Annotated in this window: 12 protein-coding genes and 1 pseudogene; 7 read left to right on the forward strand and 6 right to left on the reverse strand. The window is 57.4% G+C overall.

What is annotated here, in order from left to right; translation table 11 throughout:
• Positions 1-6: 6 nt before the first annotated feature.
• Positions 7-2,100 carry a type III secretion system export apparatus subunit SctV gene (sctV, locus tag AC27VU_RS00400; protein ID WP_003225053.1) on the reverse strand — a complete coding sequence of 698 codons (2,094 nt, stop codon included), beginning with the start codon at positions 2,098-2,100 and terminating at the stop codon, positions 7-9.
• Positions 2,097-3,206 carry a type III secretion system gatekeeper subunit SctW gene (gene sctW, locus AC27VU_RS00405; RefSeq protein ID WP_003225051.1) on the reverse strand — a complete coding sequence of 370 codons (1,110 nt, stop codon included), beginning with the start codon at positions 3,204-3,206 and terminating at the stop codon, positions 2,097-2,099. Before sctW ends, sctV begins: the two co-directional genes overlap by 4 nt.
• A 265-nt stretch (positions 3,207-3,471) precedes the next feature.
• Between sctW and AC27VU_RS00410 the strand changes: the two genes are divergently transcribed.
• Together AC27VU_RS00410 and AC27VU_RS00415 are read left to right on the forward strand one after the other, a co-directional pair.
• Entirely contained in the window at positions 3,472-4,029 is a 558-nt protein-coding gene (locus tag AC27VU_RS00410; protein WP_488723122.1) for an RNA polymerase sigma factor, read from the forward strand.
• On the forward strand, positions 4,026-4,574 hold the full coding sequence (locus AC27VU_RS00415) for a GNAT family N-acetyltransferase (RefSeq protein ID WP_226499285.1): 549 nt from the start codon (positions 4,026-4,028) through the stop codon (positions 4,572-4,574). The genes AC27VU_RS00410 and AC27VU_RS00415 overlap by 4 nt, the downstream gene beginning before the upstream one ends.
• 63 nt (positions 4,575-4,637) lie before the next feature.
• Here the strand turns inward: AC27VU_RS00415 and argP are convergent, their stop codons facing one another.
• Positions 4,638-5,564, reverse strand: coding sequence for an HTH-type transcriptional regulator ArgP (gene argP / locus AC27VU_RS00420; protein ID WP_488723123.1), 927 nt, complete (start codon positions 5,562-5,564; stop codon positions 4,638-4,640).
• Positions 5,565-5,663: 99 nt separating this feature from the next.
• Here argP and AC27VU_RS00425 point away from each other — a divergent pair, with 99 nt between their 5' ends.
• Positions 5,664-6,074, forward strand: coding sequence for a hypothetical protein (locus AC27VU_RS00425; RefSeq protein WP_488723124.1), 411 nt, complete (start codon positions 5,664-5,666; stop codon positions 6,072-6,074).
• Between the two features lie 66 nt (positions 6,075-6,140).
• Positions 6,141-6,425 (forward strand): hypothetical protein, encoded by a 285-nt coding sequence (locus tag AC27VU_RS00430; protein WP_003225039.1) that lies wholly within the window; start codon positions 6,141-6,143, stop codon positions 6,423-6,425.
• 32 nt (positions 6,426-6,457) lie between these two features.
• Here AC27VU_RS00430 and AC27VU_RS00435 read toward each other — a convergent pair whose 3' ends face one another.
• A complete protein-coding gene (locus AC27VU_RS00435; protein ID WP_003225036.1) occupies positions 6,458-6,826 on the reverse strand; it encodes a hypothetical protein in 369 nt (122 codons plus the stop codon).
• Between the two features lie 273 nt (positions 6,827-7,099).
• Here AC27VU_RS00435 and AC27VU_RS00440 point away from each other — a divergent pair, with 273 nt between their 5' ends.
• The 3 genes from AC27VU_RS00440 (at position 7,100) to AC27VU_RS00450 (ending at position 12,812) form a co-directional block, all read left to right on the forward strand.
• Positions 7,100-8,278: a sugar transporter gene (locus AC27VU_RS00440; protein WP_003225034.1), complete on the forward strand. Its 1,179-nt coding sequence runs from the start codon at positions 7,100-7,102 to the stop codon at positions 8,276-8,278.
• A gap of 395 nt (positions 8,279-8,673) precedes the next feature.
• Positions 8,674-11,604: a DEAD/DEAH box helicase gene (locus tag AC27VU_RS00445; RefSeq protein WP_488723125.1), complete on the forward strand. Its 2,931-nt coding sequence runs from the start codon at positions 8,674-8,676 to the stop codon at positions 11,602-11,604.
• Between the two features lie 323 nt (positions 11,605-11,927).
• On the forward strand, positions 11,928-12,812 hold the full coding sequence (locus tag AC27VU_RS00450; protein ID WP_488723126.1) for a restriction endonuclease: 885 nt from the start codon (positions 11,928-11,930) through the stop codon (positions 12,810-12,812).
• A 294-nt stretch (positions 12,813-13,106) separates the two neighbouring features.
• Here AC27VU_RS00450 and AC27VU_RS00455 read toward each other — a convergent pair.
• Both AC27VU_RS00455 and AC27VU_RS00460 read right to left on the reverse strand, forming a co-directional pair.
• Positions 13,107-13,330, reverse strand: a pseudogene (locus AC27VU_RS00455) (transposase); the annotation flags it as partial.
• Positions 13,331-13,459: 129 nt separating this feature from the next.
• Complete coding sequence (locus AC27VU_RS00460; protein WP_488723127.1) at positions 13,460-14,128, reverse strand: hypothetical protein; 669 nt, start codon at positions 14,126-14,128, stop codon at positions 13,460-13,462.

Raw genomic sequence — 14,128 nt, forward strand, 5'->3', positions numbered from 1 at the left:
ACTCCGTCAGGCCATCAAGGCATGGGCTTCTTGCAGATCGAGGCGTCCCAGCACCTGTACCTGCACCGAGGACAGCAACTCGGCGAAGGACAGCACCGGAACATGGTTGAATTCATCCCTGAGCAAACCGTGCAACGGGCTGCGCAGGTCCTGCGCCACCAGCAGCACCGGCGCCGGTCGCGAGCGCAGCGGGAAAGCGTGGCGCAGTTGTTCGAGCAGGGCATTGCCCAGTTCCGGTTCGAGGGCAAACCAGGCTTCGTTCTGGCTCTGGCGCAGGGCGTCGCGCAGCAGCACTTCGGTTTCCGGGGTGATCAGCCACGCATTGAGCGCACCTTGTTCGGTGTGCTGGTGGCAGATTTGTGCCTTGAGGGCGATGCGCACGTAATCGGTGAGGGCGTTCAGGTCGCGTTCGTGTTGCCCTTGTTCGATCAGCGTCTCGGCAATCGGCCGCACCGAGCGCAGCGACACCAGCTCGGCGGACAGCCGTTGCAGCACGGCGGCGAAACGCGCCAGGGGCAGGGTACGTTGCAGCTCCTGCGCCAGCTCCGGCTGTTCGCTTTCGAGCCAGCCGAGGATCGCCTTGCTTTCCTGCAGACCAATGAACTGCGGGCCGGTGGCCTGGAAGGCGCGGCTCATGCGTTCGAGGATCAGTTCCTCGGCACTGACCGGCTCGACACTGCTCATGCGCAACAGCGCATGGTCGGGGGCAAACCACACCCATTCACTCTCATCACGCTCCGCGCGCCCCGGCTCGCCGTCGTGCAGCTCCCCGCACTGGCGCAGATGCACGGCTTGCAGGGTTTCACTCCAGGTGGCGCGAATCAGCGGCACTTCGTAGACGCAGAATCGAAATTCGTCTTCGGCGCAATCCTCGCTGAACTCCAGATCGAACGAAGGCAATGTCAAGCCGAAACGGTGCACCAGGGTGTTACGTCGCTGGCGAATGCCGTGCAGCAAACGCTCCAGCGCCGCACTGCCTTTGTGGGCGGGATGGAACTGCAACAAATAGGCGCGGGACGGATTAAAGCGGCGGATGTCTTCGCGGCCATTGAGCTCGGGCGCGCCATTGCGGGTGGCGCCGTCGTGATCCTGGAGAATCTGCTTCTGGCGAATGCGCCACAGCTGAATCAGGCCACTGAACAGGCAAATCAGGCTGATGCTGATGAACACCAGACTGGGCATGCCGGGGATCGCGGCAAAGCCGAGCATGCCGATCGAGGAAAACACCCAGGCCTTGGGCTGACTGGTCAATTGTTCGGCGATTTCATGGCCGATGTTGGCGTCGCCGGCCTGACTGTCCGGCGCTACCCGGGTGATGATCATGCCGGCAGTCAGGGAAATCAGCAGCGCGGGAATCTGCGCGATCAGGCCGTCGCCGATGGTCAGCACCGAGTACAGGTGCATGGCGTCGGAGGCTTGCATGCCGTTTTGCAGCACGCCGATGGAGAAGCCGCCGATCAGGTTGATAAAGACGATCACCAGACCGGCGATGGCGTCACCTTTGACGAATTTCATCGCACCGTCCATGGCACCGAACAACTGACTTTCCTTGGACAATTGCTCGCGCCGCTGACGGGCTTCACGCACGTTGATCAGGTTGGCGCGCAGGTCGCTGTCGATCGACATCTGTTTGCCGGGCATGGCATCCAGGGTGAAGCGCGCGGCGACTTCGGCCACCCGTTCCGAGCCCTTGGTGATCACCAGAAAGTTGACGATGGTCAGGATCAGGAAGATCACCAGACCCACCGCTAGATTGCCGCCCACCACGAAACTGCCGAAGGCTTCGACGATGTGCCCCGCATCCTGTTGCAGCAGGATCAGGCGGGTGGTGGCAATCGACAGCGACAGCCGAAACATGGTGGTCAGCAATAGCACTGCCGGAAACGTCGAGAACGCCAGCGGTCGCGGCAGGTACATGGCCAGCACGATCAGCAGCGAAGAGATGCAGATGTTCAGCGCAATCAACACGTCGACCAATGCGGTGGGCAGTGGCAGGATCATCATGAACACGATGGCCATGACCATCACGGCGCCGACGATTTCGGTGCGGCGCATCACCGCCAGCGCCAGGCGGTTGAGGGCGTGGATCAGGCGATTCATTGCAGACCTCGCCCCGGCTCGACCAGCCCCATGGCCTGGCGTTCTTGCCGGGCCAGTTGCTCCATCAGGTTATGCAACAGGCGCAGGCCGTTTTGCCGGGTCTTGAGGTCTTTCCACAACACCAGCGGCAGGTTTTGCAGCAGTGGATAGAGGCCGTTGAAATACAGCGGCTGCAAGTGCGGAGCGTTGTCCAGGGTGTCATCGCTGAGCAGCGTCAGGTCGCGGGCAAAGAAACCGTTGGCACAAAAGCGCAGCAGCCGTTTGCTCATGGCCAGCGGCGTCATGCTTTCGCGGCGTTGTTTCTGGCTCAAACGCTGCAACAGGTCGTGGCAAGCCTTGATCAGATTGTTGAGCTGCCCGCAGGAGCCCAAGCCGCGCAACATCGAGCCGAGAACGTTACCGGGCAACGAGGGCGAAAGGGCGGCGATGTCGTCCGCCAGCGCCCGTTGCAAGGTGCGCAGGCCACGGGCGAATTGCTCTTCACTGAAGTGTTCGAGCAGGGCTTCGAGCAGGCTGGCCAAGGGTTGCTGGCCGACGATGGCTTTGTAGTAGAGCTGACGCATCGCCGCGCGTTGCTGCGGGTCGCGGCTGAACAGGGCGATGGCGCTGGCGGTATTGAAGCCCGCTCGGATTTTGTCACCGTGCACCAGACGCAATTCGTCGATCAGCTCGCGCGTGTTCTGCGCCTCGCCGTCCAGACCTTCAGCCAATGACAGGCGCATCGCCTGTTGCAGCAGGATGTCGGTGCGCGCCGGATCATTGTCCGCGACGCTCAGCGCCGCCTGCAGCGACGGCTGCTGTTGCAGTTGCTGCTGCATGCGCCGCGCCTGTTGTTCGAGGCTTGGCTGGTCGCCGTGATCAAGCAGGCGATAGAGCTCGACGAGCTTCTCGATGCGCTCCACGCGCTGCCCTCGGGAAGCATCGCTGATGTGGCGCTCGTCGAGGCTCTTGCTGTGGCGCTCGATGCTTTCGCTGAACTTCAGGGCCACCTCTTCCATGGAGTCGATCAGCGGGTTCTTCGCCGTGGCCGCAGTGGCTTCGGTGCCAAACAGCGGACGCGGCAGCAAGTCCAGTGGCAGGGCATCGTTGTAGTTGGAAATTTTCATGGAGGCGCACGTTCCACCGCTATTCAGGTGTGCAGTGAGTGGCGTTTGCCGGCGTCCGGTTCCCTGGGCGCGAAGCAGCCCGGTTGACTGTGCAAGAACTGGCACAGGCATTTTGTCGAAAGTGCAACAAATGGCAAAAAACGCACTTTTCTGTTTTTAAAAGTGTTTAAAAACAACACGTTGGAAAATTACCAGGGTTGGTACGCTCGCTGCTCTCTATCCCTCCCGCCACTGTCGGCATAGCGTGAGTGATGAGGGAACAAGCGTGGAATCGAGTAGTGTTCAAACGGAAGCGAAAGTCATTGCCGCCATCGAACTGGACCTGGGCGGACTGGCACACAGCAGCGAGAAAAAGCTGCGCGGTTTCATCAATAAGCGAGTGTTCAACCCGGCCGATGTCGATGACCTGATGCAGATGACTTATCTGGAAGCCTGGCGCAACCAGCACAAGTACACCGGGGCGTCGAAACCGGAAACCTGGCTGTTCGGCATTGCCACTAACCTGGTCAGCAACCACTTCAAGAACTTCTATCGCCGGCCGCAGTGCGCGGTGCTGGAAGAGGCAGGCATCGAAAGTCTGGAATATGGCCACGACCCGAGCCAGGTCAGCGAGCACCAGCGTCTGCTCAGGCGCACGCTGGAGGCCATCGACGACTTATCGGTGGACATGCGCGCGGTGATCGATCTGGTGGTGGATTCCGACATCAGCTATCAGGACGCCGCGCAGCAACTGGGCGTGCCCATCGGCACGGTGCGTTCACGTCTGGCCAGGGCCCGGTGCCAGTTGAAGTCCAGTGTCTACACCGAGAGGGCCAGCGCATGAACGGATTTCGTCATAGCCAACCCATGACCCTGCCGCGCGGTGTGCGTGAGTCCTGCGATGCCGACCTGCCGGCGATGATGGAGATCTTCAACGAAACCGCCGGCACGGGTGCCAACTCGCCAGTGACCCGGCCGATGACGCTTGAGGAAGTGACTTTCTATATCAATCTGTACAAGCGCGATGGCCTGCCCGTCTACGTGCTTGAACGCGGCGGCGAAGTGGTTGGCTGGCTGTCGATCAACCGCTTCAGTTGGGGCACCCAGGCCTGCCGCAACACCGGCGAAACCGCCATTTATGTGCGCGCCGATCGCTACGGCAGTGGCATCGGCGTGCGCCTGGGCCATGCGACGGTGATCCTCGGGCGTCAGTTCGGCCTGGAAACCCTGGTCGCCTGGATCATGGCCGCCAACGTGCCTAGCCAGCACATCGTGCAATCCATCGGCGCGGTACTCTGGGCCCGCTTGCCAGGTATCGCCCGGTTTGGCGAGGAGCGGGCGGACGTGTTGCTGTTTGGTCTACCGTTGTTTGAGGATGGGCCGGACTGAGGGCAGATGTGCAGCGGTGACTCGCGTCGCCGCTGCCGAGGGCAGCCTCGGCAGCGGCGCTGGTCATTTTCTCGAGATGGTGGAGCGCTTCACCGGTCCTTTGCTGCTCAAGATCCGTCGTGCTGCGTGCACGGCGCGCTCGGAGAGCATTTCCATGCGCGGTGATTGCAGCGCCCACGCATGCCAGTACAGCTCGACATCGGTGAAATGCCCCGGCGCCACATCCACCAGTTCACGACTTTTCAGCAAATCGCTGACCTGCATATACGGCACCATGCCGTAGCCGAGTCCGCGGCGAATGGCTTTCAGACGAGCCTCTGGCAGTGACAGGTAGTGCGTGGGGTAAGCGTCTGCGTGCAGGCCGAAGCGTGACTGCATGAACTCCGACTGCAGGGTGTCTTTGCGCGAATAGGCAAATACCGGCGCCTTGCGTGCCGCCGCGCGGGTCAGGCCTTTGGCAAACCAGCGCTGCTGAAACTCTGGCGATGCGACCAACTGGTAACGCACCGGACCCAGCAGCTCAGCGAAACAACCGCGCATAGGCTGCGAACGCGTGCCGATACAGCCGATGACCTGGCCGCTTTCCAGCAAGGCATAGGTGTGATCCTGATCATCGACCACGACGTCGAGCAAAATATTCTCGCTGACGAATATCTCGGCCAGTGCCGGAAAGAACCATGTCGCCAGCGTGTCGCCATTGACGGCAATGACCACGCGCAGGTGATCCTGTTCATCGCCGGTCAGCTCGTTCAGCAGTTCTTCTTCGAGCACGGTTGCACGACGCAGATAGAGCATCAGTTTTCTGCCCGCTAGGGTCGGCTCGCACGGGCGACCGCGCACCACCACCGAGCGGCCCAAGCGAACTTCAAGGGCGTGTATGCGTTGCGACACCGCCGACGGCGTCACGTTAAGACGTTCCGCAGCCTTCTCGAAACTGCCGCTGTCGACCACGGCGAGGAACGCCTGCATCTGTTTTGCGTCGAGTTGCATGGCTGTCGCTCTGGTTAAGTATTTCTAATCGTTACTGAAAGATACTGCGTTTTTCTTCACTTAAACATAGCGCTGCTCAATCATTGCTCGGCGGCGACAGTGAGCGGTTTCAGCCCGCGCAACACACTGCACCGGGTGTCATCCGATTTTCCGAATGACAGCAATGAGGCTTTATTCACAGAGAAAGGTGGGCGTGATGAGCATTCAAATATGCAGCGTCCGATACTTGCCATGAAACTCAATATGATCATCGCTGTGAGCGCCATTGCATTGGTCGGCAACTATGTCTGGCAATCCCACGACCTGAAACTCGGTCCTTATGAGTATCAGGTCTCGGCAAAAACACAGCCGTCCCGCCACACTCATTCCGACGCCCGTCGGATGGCGCTTAGCGGCGCCGGGAAGAAGTGCGCTTCGCTCGGCAAGCAGATCGACGTGTTTGACGTGCAATCGCGCTTGCCGCTCGATCCCGGGAATGACGTGGCTAACGTGACATTCGTCTGCAAGTGATCGCTGTTTCGGCGATTCGAGCCAGCCAGAAACATTGCAACTTTTAATCTATCGGCGGTACACACCATGAAGTTATTGATGATTGCGTTGCTTGCGACGCTGTTGAGCGCCTGTGTGACATCTGTGCATGACTGGTCCAGGCCCGGCGCGAGTGCCGCTGATATTCAGCACGACAAAGCTGAATGCCAGTACCAGGCCAAGGCCGCGACCGCCAGCTACCATTCAAGCCCTGCTGCAAACGATACAACTCACGGCATGGGCAGTGCCGTGGGTGACGGGATCGTCATTGCGGAAAAACAGATCGACCTGACGAATGATTGCATGCGCGTCAAAGGCTACTCAGGGCAATGAGCGAGGCAGATGGTCTCATTCAAGACCTCGCCTTATTGACCGATGCATACCGTGTTGGACTTGGTTCGTGTGGTTTGGCCATCGGCTGACGCGTCACCCTGAACGTCGACGCTTTCGGTGGTATTACATTCCTGCATGGCGGGTTTCGCGGTTTTCTGTTGCCACTCCCGATCTTGCTGGGCTTGCCAATCGGCAACGGCTTTCTTGCGTTTCTGGTCGGAGATCATCATGCAGTTTGCAAACTCGGTAGAGCCTTGTACGTAGCCGTAACCGGCGCATGTCTGACGGTCTTCAGCCGCTTGTTGTTCAGCGCTCATGCAACCGCTTAACGTGGCGGCAGCGCTGAATGTCAGGAAAAGGAGGGGAATGACGCGTGCAGCGCAGGTATGAGGCGTTTTCATGGGAATTTCCAGGAAGTGAGGTCATACATTCAGGGGCTGCACGTCCTGGTCCGCTGGCCTGATGCCTGTGCTTGAGGGATCGAGGGGCACTCGAAAGTGAACGTCGAGTGCTTCAACCCGTTGGACAAGTCACCAAATCTTTATAGTACAGTCGTCATCGAACCACCTGTCGTATGAGGCTTTTCGGCAATGGGTGTACAAAAAACCGACAGATGGGCACGGATCGCATGCGTACAATTACGCACGATCATCGAAGAGTAATACGACGTTTAAATGAGTGATTCTACGGCGACAAACAACGGCAACTGGTACGCAGTGATTGCCCTGGCACTGGCTGCGTTTGTGTTCAACACCACCGAGTTTGTACCGGTCGGTCTGTTGAGTTCGATCGGCAGCAGCTTCGACATGTCGACCGCGCAGGTTGGCCTGATGTTGACTATCTATGCGTGGGTGGTGTCTTTGACGTCGCTGCCGATCATGCTGCTGACACGCAATGTCGAGCGCCGACGGCTGTTGATCGTGCTGTTTGGAATGTTTATCGCCAGTCACATTCTGTCGAGTCTGGCGACCAGCTTCGGTGTGTTGCTGGTGAGCCGGATCGGTGTGGCGCTGTCGCATGCGCTGTTCTGGTCGATCACCGCGTCTCTGGCCGTACGCCTCGCGCCGCCGGGCAAACAGGTTCAGGCCTTGGGTTTGCTGGCTACCGGTACTTCGCTGGCGATGGTGCTGGGCATTCCCCTCGGCCGCTTGTTGGGCGAGGCCATGGGCTGGCGCACCACGTTCATCGTGATCGCCGGCTTTGCGGCGGCGCTGGTGTTCTGTCTGGCGAAGGTGTTGCCGTTGCTGCCCAGTCAGAACTCCGGCTCGCTCAAGAGTCTGCCCGTGTTGTTGAAGCGGCCGGCACTGGTGGCCATCTATGTGCTGACGGCGCTGGTCGTGACGGCACAGTTCACCGCCTACAGCTACATCGAACCGTTCGTTCTGACCGTGGCGGGCATGAGCGGCGATGTGGTGACGCTCCTGCTGTTGTTATTCGGCGGCGCCGGTATTTTCGGCTCGCTGCTATTCAGCTACCTGCACAGCTATAACCCGCAGCGCTTTCTGATCATCTGCGTGTCGTTGCTCGCCTTGTGCCTGGCTTCGCTGTTGCCGTTGAGCGGTAACGTCTCATACCTCGGCGTGCTGAGTGTGTTCTGGGGGATGGCGATCATGGGCTTCGGGCTGGCGTTACAGTCGAAAGTCCTGGTGCTGGCTCCGGACGCTACCGACGTGGCGATGGCGTTGTTTTCCGGGATCTACAACATCGGTATCGGCGGCGGGGCACTGGTGGGGAGTTGGGTGGGAAGTCAGTTTGGCTTTGCTTACATTGGGGTGGTGGGCGGAATGCTGGCGGCGTCGGCGCTGGCGTTTTACTGCCTGTCGCTGTATCGCCTGGCCCGGTCCGTGGCTTGAGTTCAAGGACTACAAGCCGCCGGGCGCATTTCATTTAAAACGTTGCCTGCTTAATGTGCAGGCAACTCGAGACTGTCCGGGTCGCCGAAGAACATTTTTACTTGGCTCTAGGGCGGTAGTTTCAGGATGGAATTTTGAAGCTGTGCCCCCAATTTTTCCCCCAGTCGCGACGGGTGCGCAGACGATCAGCATTGGCGATTTCTGAAGCGGAGCAAGGTGGTCGTTGATGGCTTTCAGTGTACTGCAGGCTGGGATGCATAAGGGATAACCGGATGATTGGTTAGCTAGGGCAGGGGATTGGTGTCTGGCAGGCCTACACCACGCCAGCTCTTCGCTGGTAGCATGTAGCCATTAGCTAGGCAGGCTAATCCTCATCCTCCAATCGGGTACCCGTAATGGCCGTTGAAGCAGGGAAGTACGCAGACGTCTATCGCAGTTGGCAGCAGCATCTGTTCAATTTCAATCTGGATGTGCGGGAAACCCAGACGCCGGGTTTGCGCAAGCCGCAACTGGCTGCGCTGTATGCCGCCCTGGGGTACTTGGTGATGGCCCCCACCACGACCGCAACAATCGTAATGCCGACCGGCACTGGCAAAACCGACACCATGCTCGGGTTGCTGGTCGCCGGGCGATTGGCCAGGACCCTTGTGCTGGTGCCCTCTGACGCGTTGCGTTCCCAACTGGCCGACAAATGCCATGAACTGAAGAAGTTGCGGGAGATCGGCGCCGTTTCGGCTACCGCACTCAACCCGGTGGTGCGGGCTATCGGCTCAGGTCTGGCCGCTGACGAGGTACAACAGCTGGCTGATGCCAATGTGATCGTCGCCACGCCGCAAGCGCTACAGCGATTCGACCAACCGGCCTTGGAGGCCTTGGCGGCGTTGTGCAGTCACCTGATCATCGATGAAGCGCATCATGTGGCCGCCCTGACCTGGGACAGGGTGAAAACTGCGTTCAAAGACAAGCCCTGCCTGCAATTCACCGCCACTCCGTTCCGGGAGGACAACCAGCCGTTGGATGGCAAGATCATCTACAACTACCCGCTGAAGGATGCCCAGATCGATGGCTACTTCAAGGCGATCGAGTTCCATCCGGTGCGCGAGTACAACCTGGAACTGGCCGACCAGGTGGTGGCTGACAAGGCGGTCGAGCTGTTGCGAAACGACCGCGCGCAGGGGTTCAACCACCTGCTGATGGTACGTGCCCGGTCGCAAAAACGTGCCGCCGCACTGTTTGAGCTGTATAAGCAGCATGAGGATCTTTCGCCCATCCTTATCCACAGCAAAGTGCCGAACCGGGCTAGGCTACTGGGTGAAATCGTCGAGAAGAAATACAAGATCATCGTCTGTGTGGACATGCTGGGCGAAGGCTTCGACTTGCCGGAGCTGAAGATTGCGGCCATCCACGACCAGCACCGCAGTCCCGCCGTTACCCTGCAGTTTATCGGTCGTCTAACACGAGTCGATGATACGCTCGGTGACGCCAAGTTCGTCTCCAATATCGCCAACCAGAAAGTCGATTACCAGATGGCGGTGCTGTACAAGGAAAGTGCCGACTGGAGTGCGGTGATTCGTGATGTCAGCCAGGACAAAATCGCCCGCGAGATCGAAAAGGAGACATTCACCGAACAGTTTCCTGAGGATGCCGATGCCGAGGACATTTTCGGCTTGAACCCCAACCCCAAGATCAGTGCGGTCGCCTACCACGTGGAGCTTGACGACTGGCGACCTGAGAAGGCCAAGCACTTCTCGCAGAAGAAAGAGCCGCTGCAGCTCCTGTCCATCAACGACGAGGCCGACACCATCATCATGGTGACGCGGCGCGAAACGCCCGTCGGCTGGGCGCAGACGTCGACGATCATGGACACCAACTGGATCCTCTACCTGGCGTACTACCATGAGTCCGACAAGACGCTGTTCGTCCATTCTTCCGGGGATGAGTCGCAAGCGAACCGTTTCCTGAGCCTGATCGCCAAGGATTCCCGGCGCATCAGCGGCGAGCCGACCTTCCGCACCCTACACGGCATTAAACTCATGAAGCTGCAAAACGTGGGCCTTTCGCGCATGCGAAAGGATCTGCGTTTCACCATGCATGTTGGGCGCGACATCAATACCGTCATCAGTGAAATCGAGAACGGCACGGCGAGAAAGTCCAACATCTTCGCCACCGGCTACGAAGATGGCCAGCGCACTACCGTTGGCTGTTCGCACAAGGGCAAGATCTGGGAGATGAACGCTTCCAGCATCAACGACTGGATCGAGTGGTGCAAGCGTGCCTCGCACAAGCTCAACGACGCGACGATCAACCCGTCCGAAATACTCAAGGATGTAATTCGCTCGGAAAAGATTGAGGGGGCGTGGCCGACGGGGTTGTTCTATGCCGATTGGCCGGCGTCGATCCTGATTGAAAATGAGCAGAAGATTTCGCTGGCGTACGTGGCTGAGGTGTTCAACTTGCTGGATGTGGAATTGGGCAAGCCCCAGCGAGTAGATGCATTGACCCTGCAAGTGCCCATCAGCGCAACGGCAGTCGATGGTACGGCGCGTCAATTACCGGATATCACGATCCGACTGTTGGATGACGCCTACAAATTTTTCTGCCCAGGGGTCAAGATCGTCTCCGCTGAAGAGAGCTCGTTCGAGCAGTACCTGGATAGCAACCCGCTGGTACTGCTGGCCGTCGATGGTTCGATGGTCGAAGGCAACTACCGCTACTACTCCCCCAACAGTTTGGACCTAAAGCTGCCGGTCGCCTTGATCGAACCGTGGGACTGGGGCACAACCCAGATCCACAGCGAGTCGATGAGGGCGGAACGCAACCCGGACACAGTTCAGGGGTTCACTTATAGCAAAATCGAGAACGATTACACGTTCATTTTCAACGATGATGGCGCCGGCGAGATCGCCGATTTGGTGGCGATCAAGGAAAGCAAGGATGCCATCTTTGTCGACCTGTACCACTGCAAGTACTGTCCTGGCGCGAATCAACCGGGCGCCCGAGTGTCCGACGTCTACGAGGTCTGCGGTCAGGCATCACGCTCCGTGAAGTGGCTGCACACCGAAGAAAAGTTCTTTAACCGATTGCTGGAGCGCTATCAGTACTCGTTGTCAAAAGGGTTTGACAGGATCCTCAAGGGCGAACCCGTCGATTTAGAGCTGCTGCGCAATAAGTGCCACGATCACGAGATGATTTTCCGTTTTGTGATCGTCCAACCAGCCATCTCGGCAGCCAAAATCTCCGCTGATCAGCTAGCTGTGCTCGGCACCAGTTACTCGTACATTAAGAGCGTATCCGGCTCGGATGTGAGAGTTATCACCAATGGTTAAAGTAAGGTTGCTACCGTCTTGCAGTGGAGAGGCTTCACGTCAATTGCAATCTGGGGAGTTAAAGAAGGCTATGGAGTTCAAGCCTGCATGTGCGCTTGCTATCCGGGTTCGATGAGATTAGTGCGGCTAAACACTCGAGAGAATAATTGGTTTAGGTGGCAAGGGACGTATGGCGAAATTGCCAGTTAGAATAAATTATTTGATGGTGTTTTTTGAAAGTAAGCGTAAGGGGTTGACGACAATAGCTTCGTCATTCGGCACTCTGCGCTCCATTAAGTGTCTGAGTTATGACTATTTTTTAATGGCTGAAATTTGGAGGCTCGATGAGAATTGAGGAGAGTTTTAATCCGATCAAAGATTTTAAATTGGAGGAGCTTGATGATCCAGATTTCAAGGAGGACTCTGTTAGAGAGGAAATTATTCTTCCTATATTGAAGTGCCTAGGATATTCAGCTAGTAAGCCATATAAAATTGTTCGTAGTAAGCCGCTTGTTCATCCGTTCGTATCGATTGGTAGCTCTCGAAAAAAGATTACCTGTATCCCAGATTACCTTTTTGAAGTAAGTGGTAGGTATTCATGGCTTCTTGAAGCAAAGGCGCCGGGCGAAAATATCACTTCAGGGGCTCACGTTGAACAGGCTTATTCTTATGCTATTCATAGTGAGATTCGTGTGCCAATGTTCGCATTGTGTAATGGCCGGGAGTTTGTGCTTTTTAATGTAAGTAAGCCGGACCCTATATTGCATTTTGCAATAGCTCTGTTGCCTCAGTATCTAGATGAGCTGAAGAGGATTTTGGGTCCAGAAAACTCATTGAATTGTGAGTTTAAGTTAGCAAAGGACCTTGGCCTACATCTCAAGAGGCTTGGCTTTCATAAGGTCGAGCATCTAATCTTCCCAGATGTTCCCATAAGTTTCATTGCCCAGCTTGATGGCAATATGTTCACAACTGGAAGTGGTACTGCGTTGCCTGGTGGTGACAGCTATGTTGTTTCGCTAGATTTCGGGCTGAGCGCCCTTGCTCAGTTGAAAGCTAAATTGCCCGCAGACGCAATGAAAACTCTCCTTGAGCGAAAATCCGGAGGAAGGTCTTGCGTCAGGTTTACAAATGCGTCGATATATACAACTGTGGATTGTCGTGTTGGTGAGAAGCTAGAAGAAAATTCAGATGAGATTTTTATGCCTCTCATTGTAAATAATTTTATTTGACGTGTTCTGTTGCTGGTGAAGCAACTGACCTCTTCGGTGTGGTATTAAATTAGAGGAAAATGTACGGCAATCCACGCAGTTTTCGGAGGTATGGTCGTTGTAGACCGTTGGTTGTTGGCAAACAGCCACGTCGAGCGCCCGGTACGGGCGCTTTCTTCTGCATGATGTGGCGCTGATGCGGAATTGCCCTACCTGCTTGGGCAAGACTGACCGTGGCATGAATAGGTAGATAGCCAGCACAGACGGCCGCAGCTCAAGGATTTGCTTTAGCGCATAGTTCAGCTCAGAGGCCTAAAGGACGGCTTCACCGGCGCTGACTGCCGACAAGCTGCCTCTTGGTAAAGCTTGCTCCACAGGAAAAGCTGGTTGGCATTGATACCGTTGCGCCTGGCGGCTACCGAGACGCTTTGCCCAGGCTCCAGGCTCTTGCACCATGGCAGCTTCTGCTCGGGGCTCCAGCGCCGGCGCCGCTCTTGACTAAGCACTTCGCCGCCACCCTTGCCGTTGCTGTTAGTCATAAATATACCCATTTGCCTATAGTGCTAGGCGGGATGGCGGACTACCTGCGCGACCACCGCATCGAGGTGTTTCAGCAGTAATGAACGAGGTGTTGATCCGCACCCCGCTTCATGGCCACGGAACGGAGATCATCCGGTGCACTTGCCCAGCTTGATGGTTTTGCCTAGGGCGAACAGCGTGCTGTCGATGTGCATCAGGTAATCCGCTGACTCTTTCAGTTGCGGGTCGAAGCATTCGGTTTTCAGCCAGCTCTTGTAATCGTTGATCCCAGAGACCTGGTTGTTGAGCAACGTGATCCGGCGGATGGAGTCCATCTTTTTTTCGTCGTTGCGATCGGCGCGCCATAGCAGGAAAGCACGCAGGACATGCTGGTCGATGATGGGCTCGCGCTTGTCGGCAAGGTGGCGGCCAAACTGGTGGAACACCTGTCCCGGGCCGTTTTTCCGTGCAGTGTCGGCATGGACGCCGCGCACTCCTTCGACGATGTGCGTCACCTTCGGCAGGTCGCCGTTCTTCCAGGCGACGGAATAGAGCAGCTTTTCCAGCGGTGACAGGGTCCTGGCGCTGATTCGGGGGTGGAGCTCGCCCTCGTCGGTCAGCAGCCCGTCGGCTACCAGGGTGGCAATCTCATCGCTGTTGATCGAGAGCCGCAGTTCCGGGTAGTCCTTACGGTCCAATCGATTGACATGAAGGTCGGGGCGCTGGGAGACGATGGCCGAAAAATCATCGGCAGAGCGTGCCCGTAGAATGTCGGCGAACACCGCATCGACCAGCTTCAGGGCTTGGACGTTGTTCAC

This window comes from Pseudomonas sp. 14P5.3.2 (assembly GCF_057799175.1).

Coding starts and splice junctions, on each gene's coding strand:
- sctV (WP_003225053.1), bottom strand. CDS start 2,100: ATGAATCGCCTGATCCACGCCCTCAACCGCCTGGCGCTGGCGGTGATG.
- sctW (WP_003225051.1), bottom strand. CDS start 3,206: ATGAAAATTTCCAACTACAACGATGCCCTGCCACTGGACTTGCTGCCG.
- AC27VU_RS00415 (WP_226499285.1), top strand. CDS start 4,026: ATGAACGGATTTCGTCATAGCCAACCCATGACCCTGCCGCGCGGTGTG.
- argP (WP_488723123.1), bottom strand. CDS start 5,564: ATGCAACTCGACGCAAAACAGATGCAGGCGTTCCTCGCCGTGGTCGAC.
- AC27VU_RS00430 (WP_003225039.1), top strand. CDS start 6,141: ATGAAGTTATTGATGATTGCGTTGCTTGCGACGCTGTTGAGCGCCTGT.
- AC27VU_RS00435 (WP_003225036.1), bottom strand. CDS start 6,826: ATGAAAACGCCTCATACCTGCGCTGCACGCGTCATTCCCCTCCTTTTC.
- AC27VU_RS00440 (WP_003225034.1), top strand. CDS start 7,100: ATGAGTGATTCTACGGCGACAAACAACGGCAACTGGTACGCAGTGATT.
- AC27VU_RS00445 (WP_488723125.1), top strand. CDS start 8,674: ATGGCCGTTGAAGCAGGGAAGTACGCAGACGTCTATCGCAGTTGGCAG.
- AC27VU_RS00450 (WP_488723126.1), top strand. CDS start 11,928: ATGAGAATTGAGGAGAGTTTTAATCCGATCAAAGATTTTAAATTGGAG.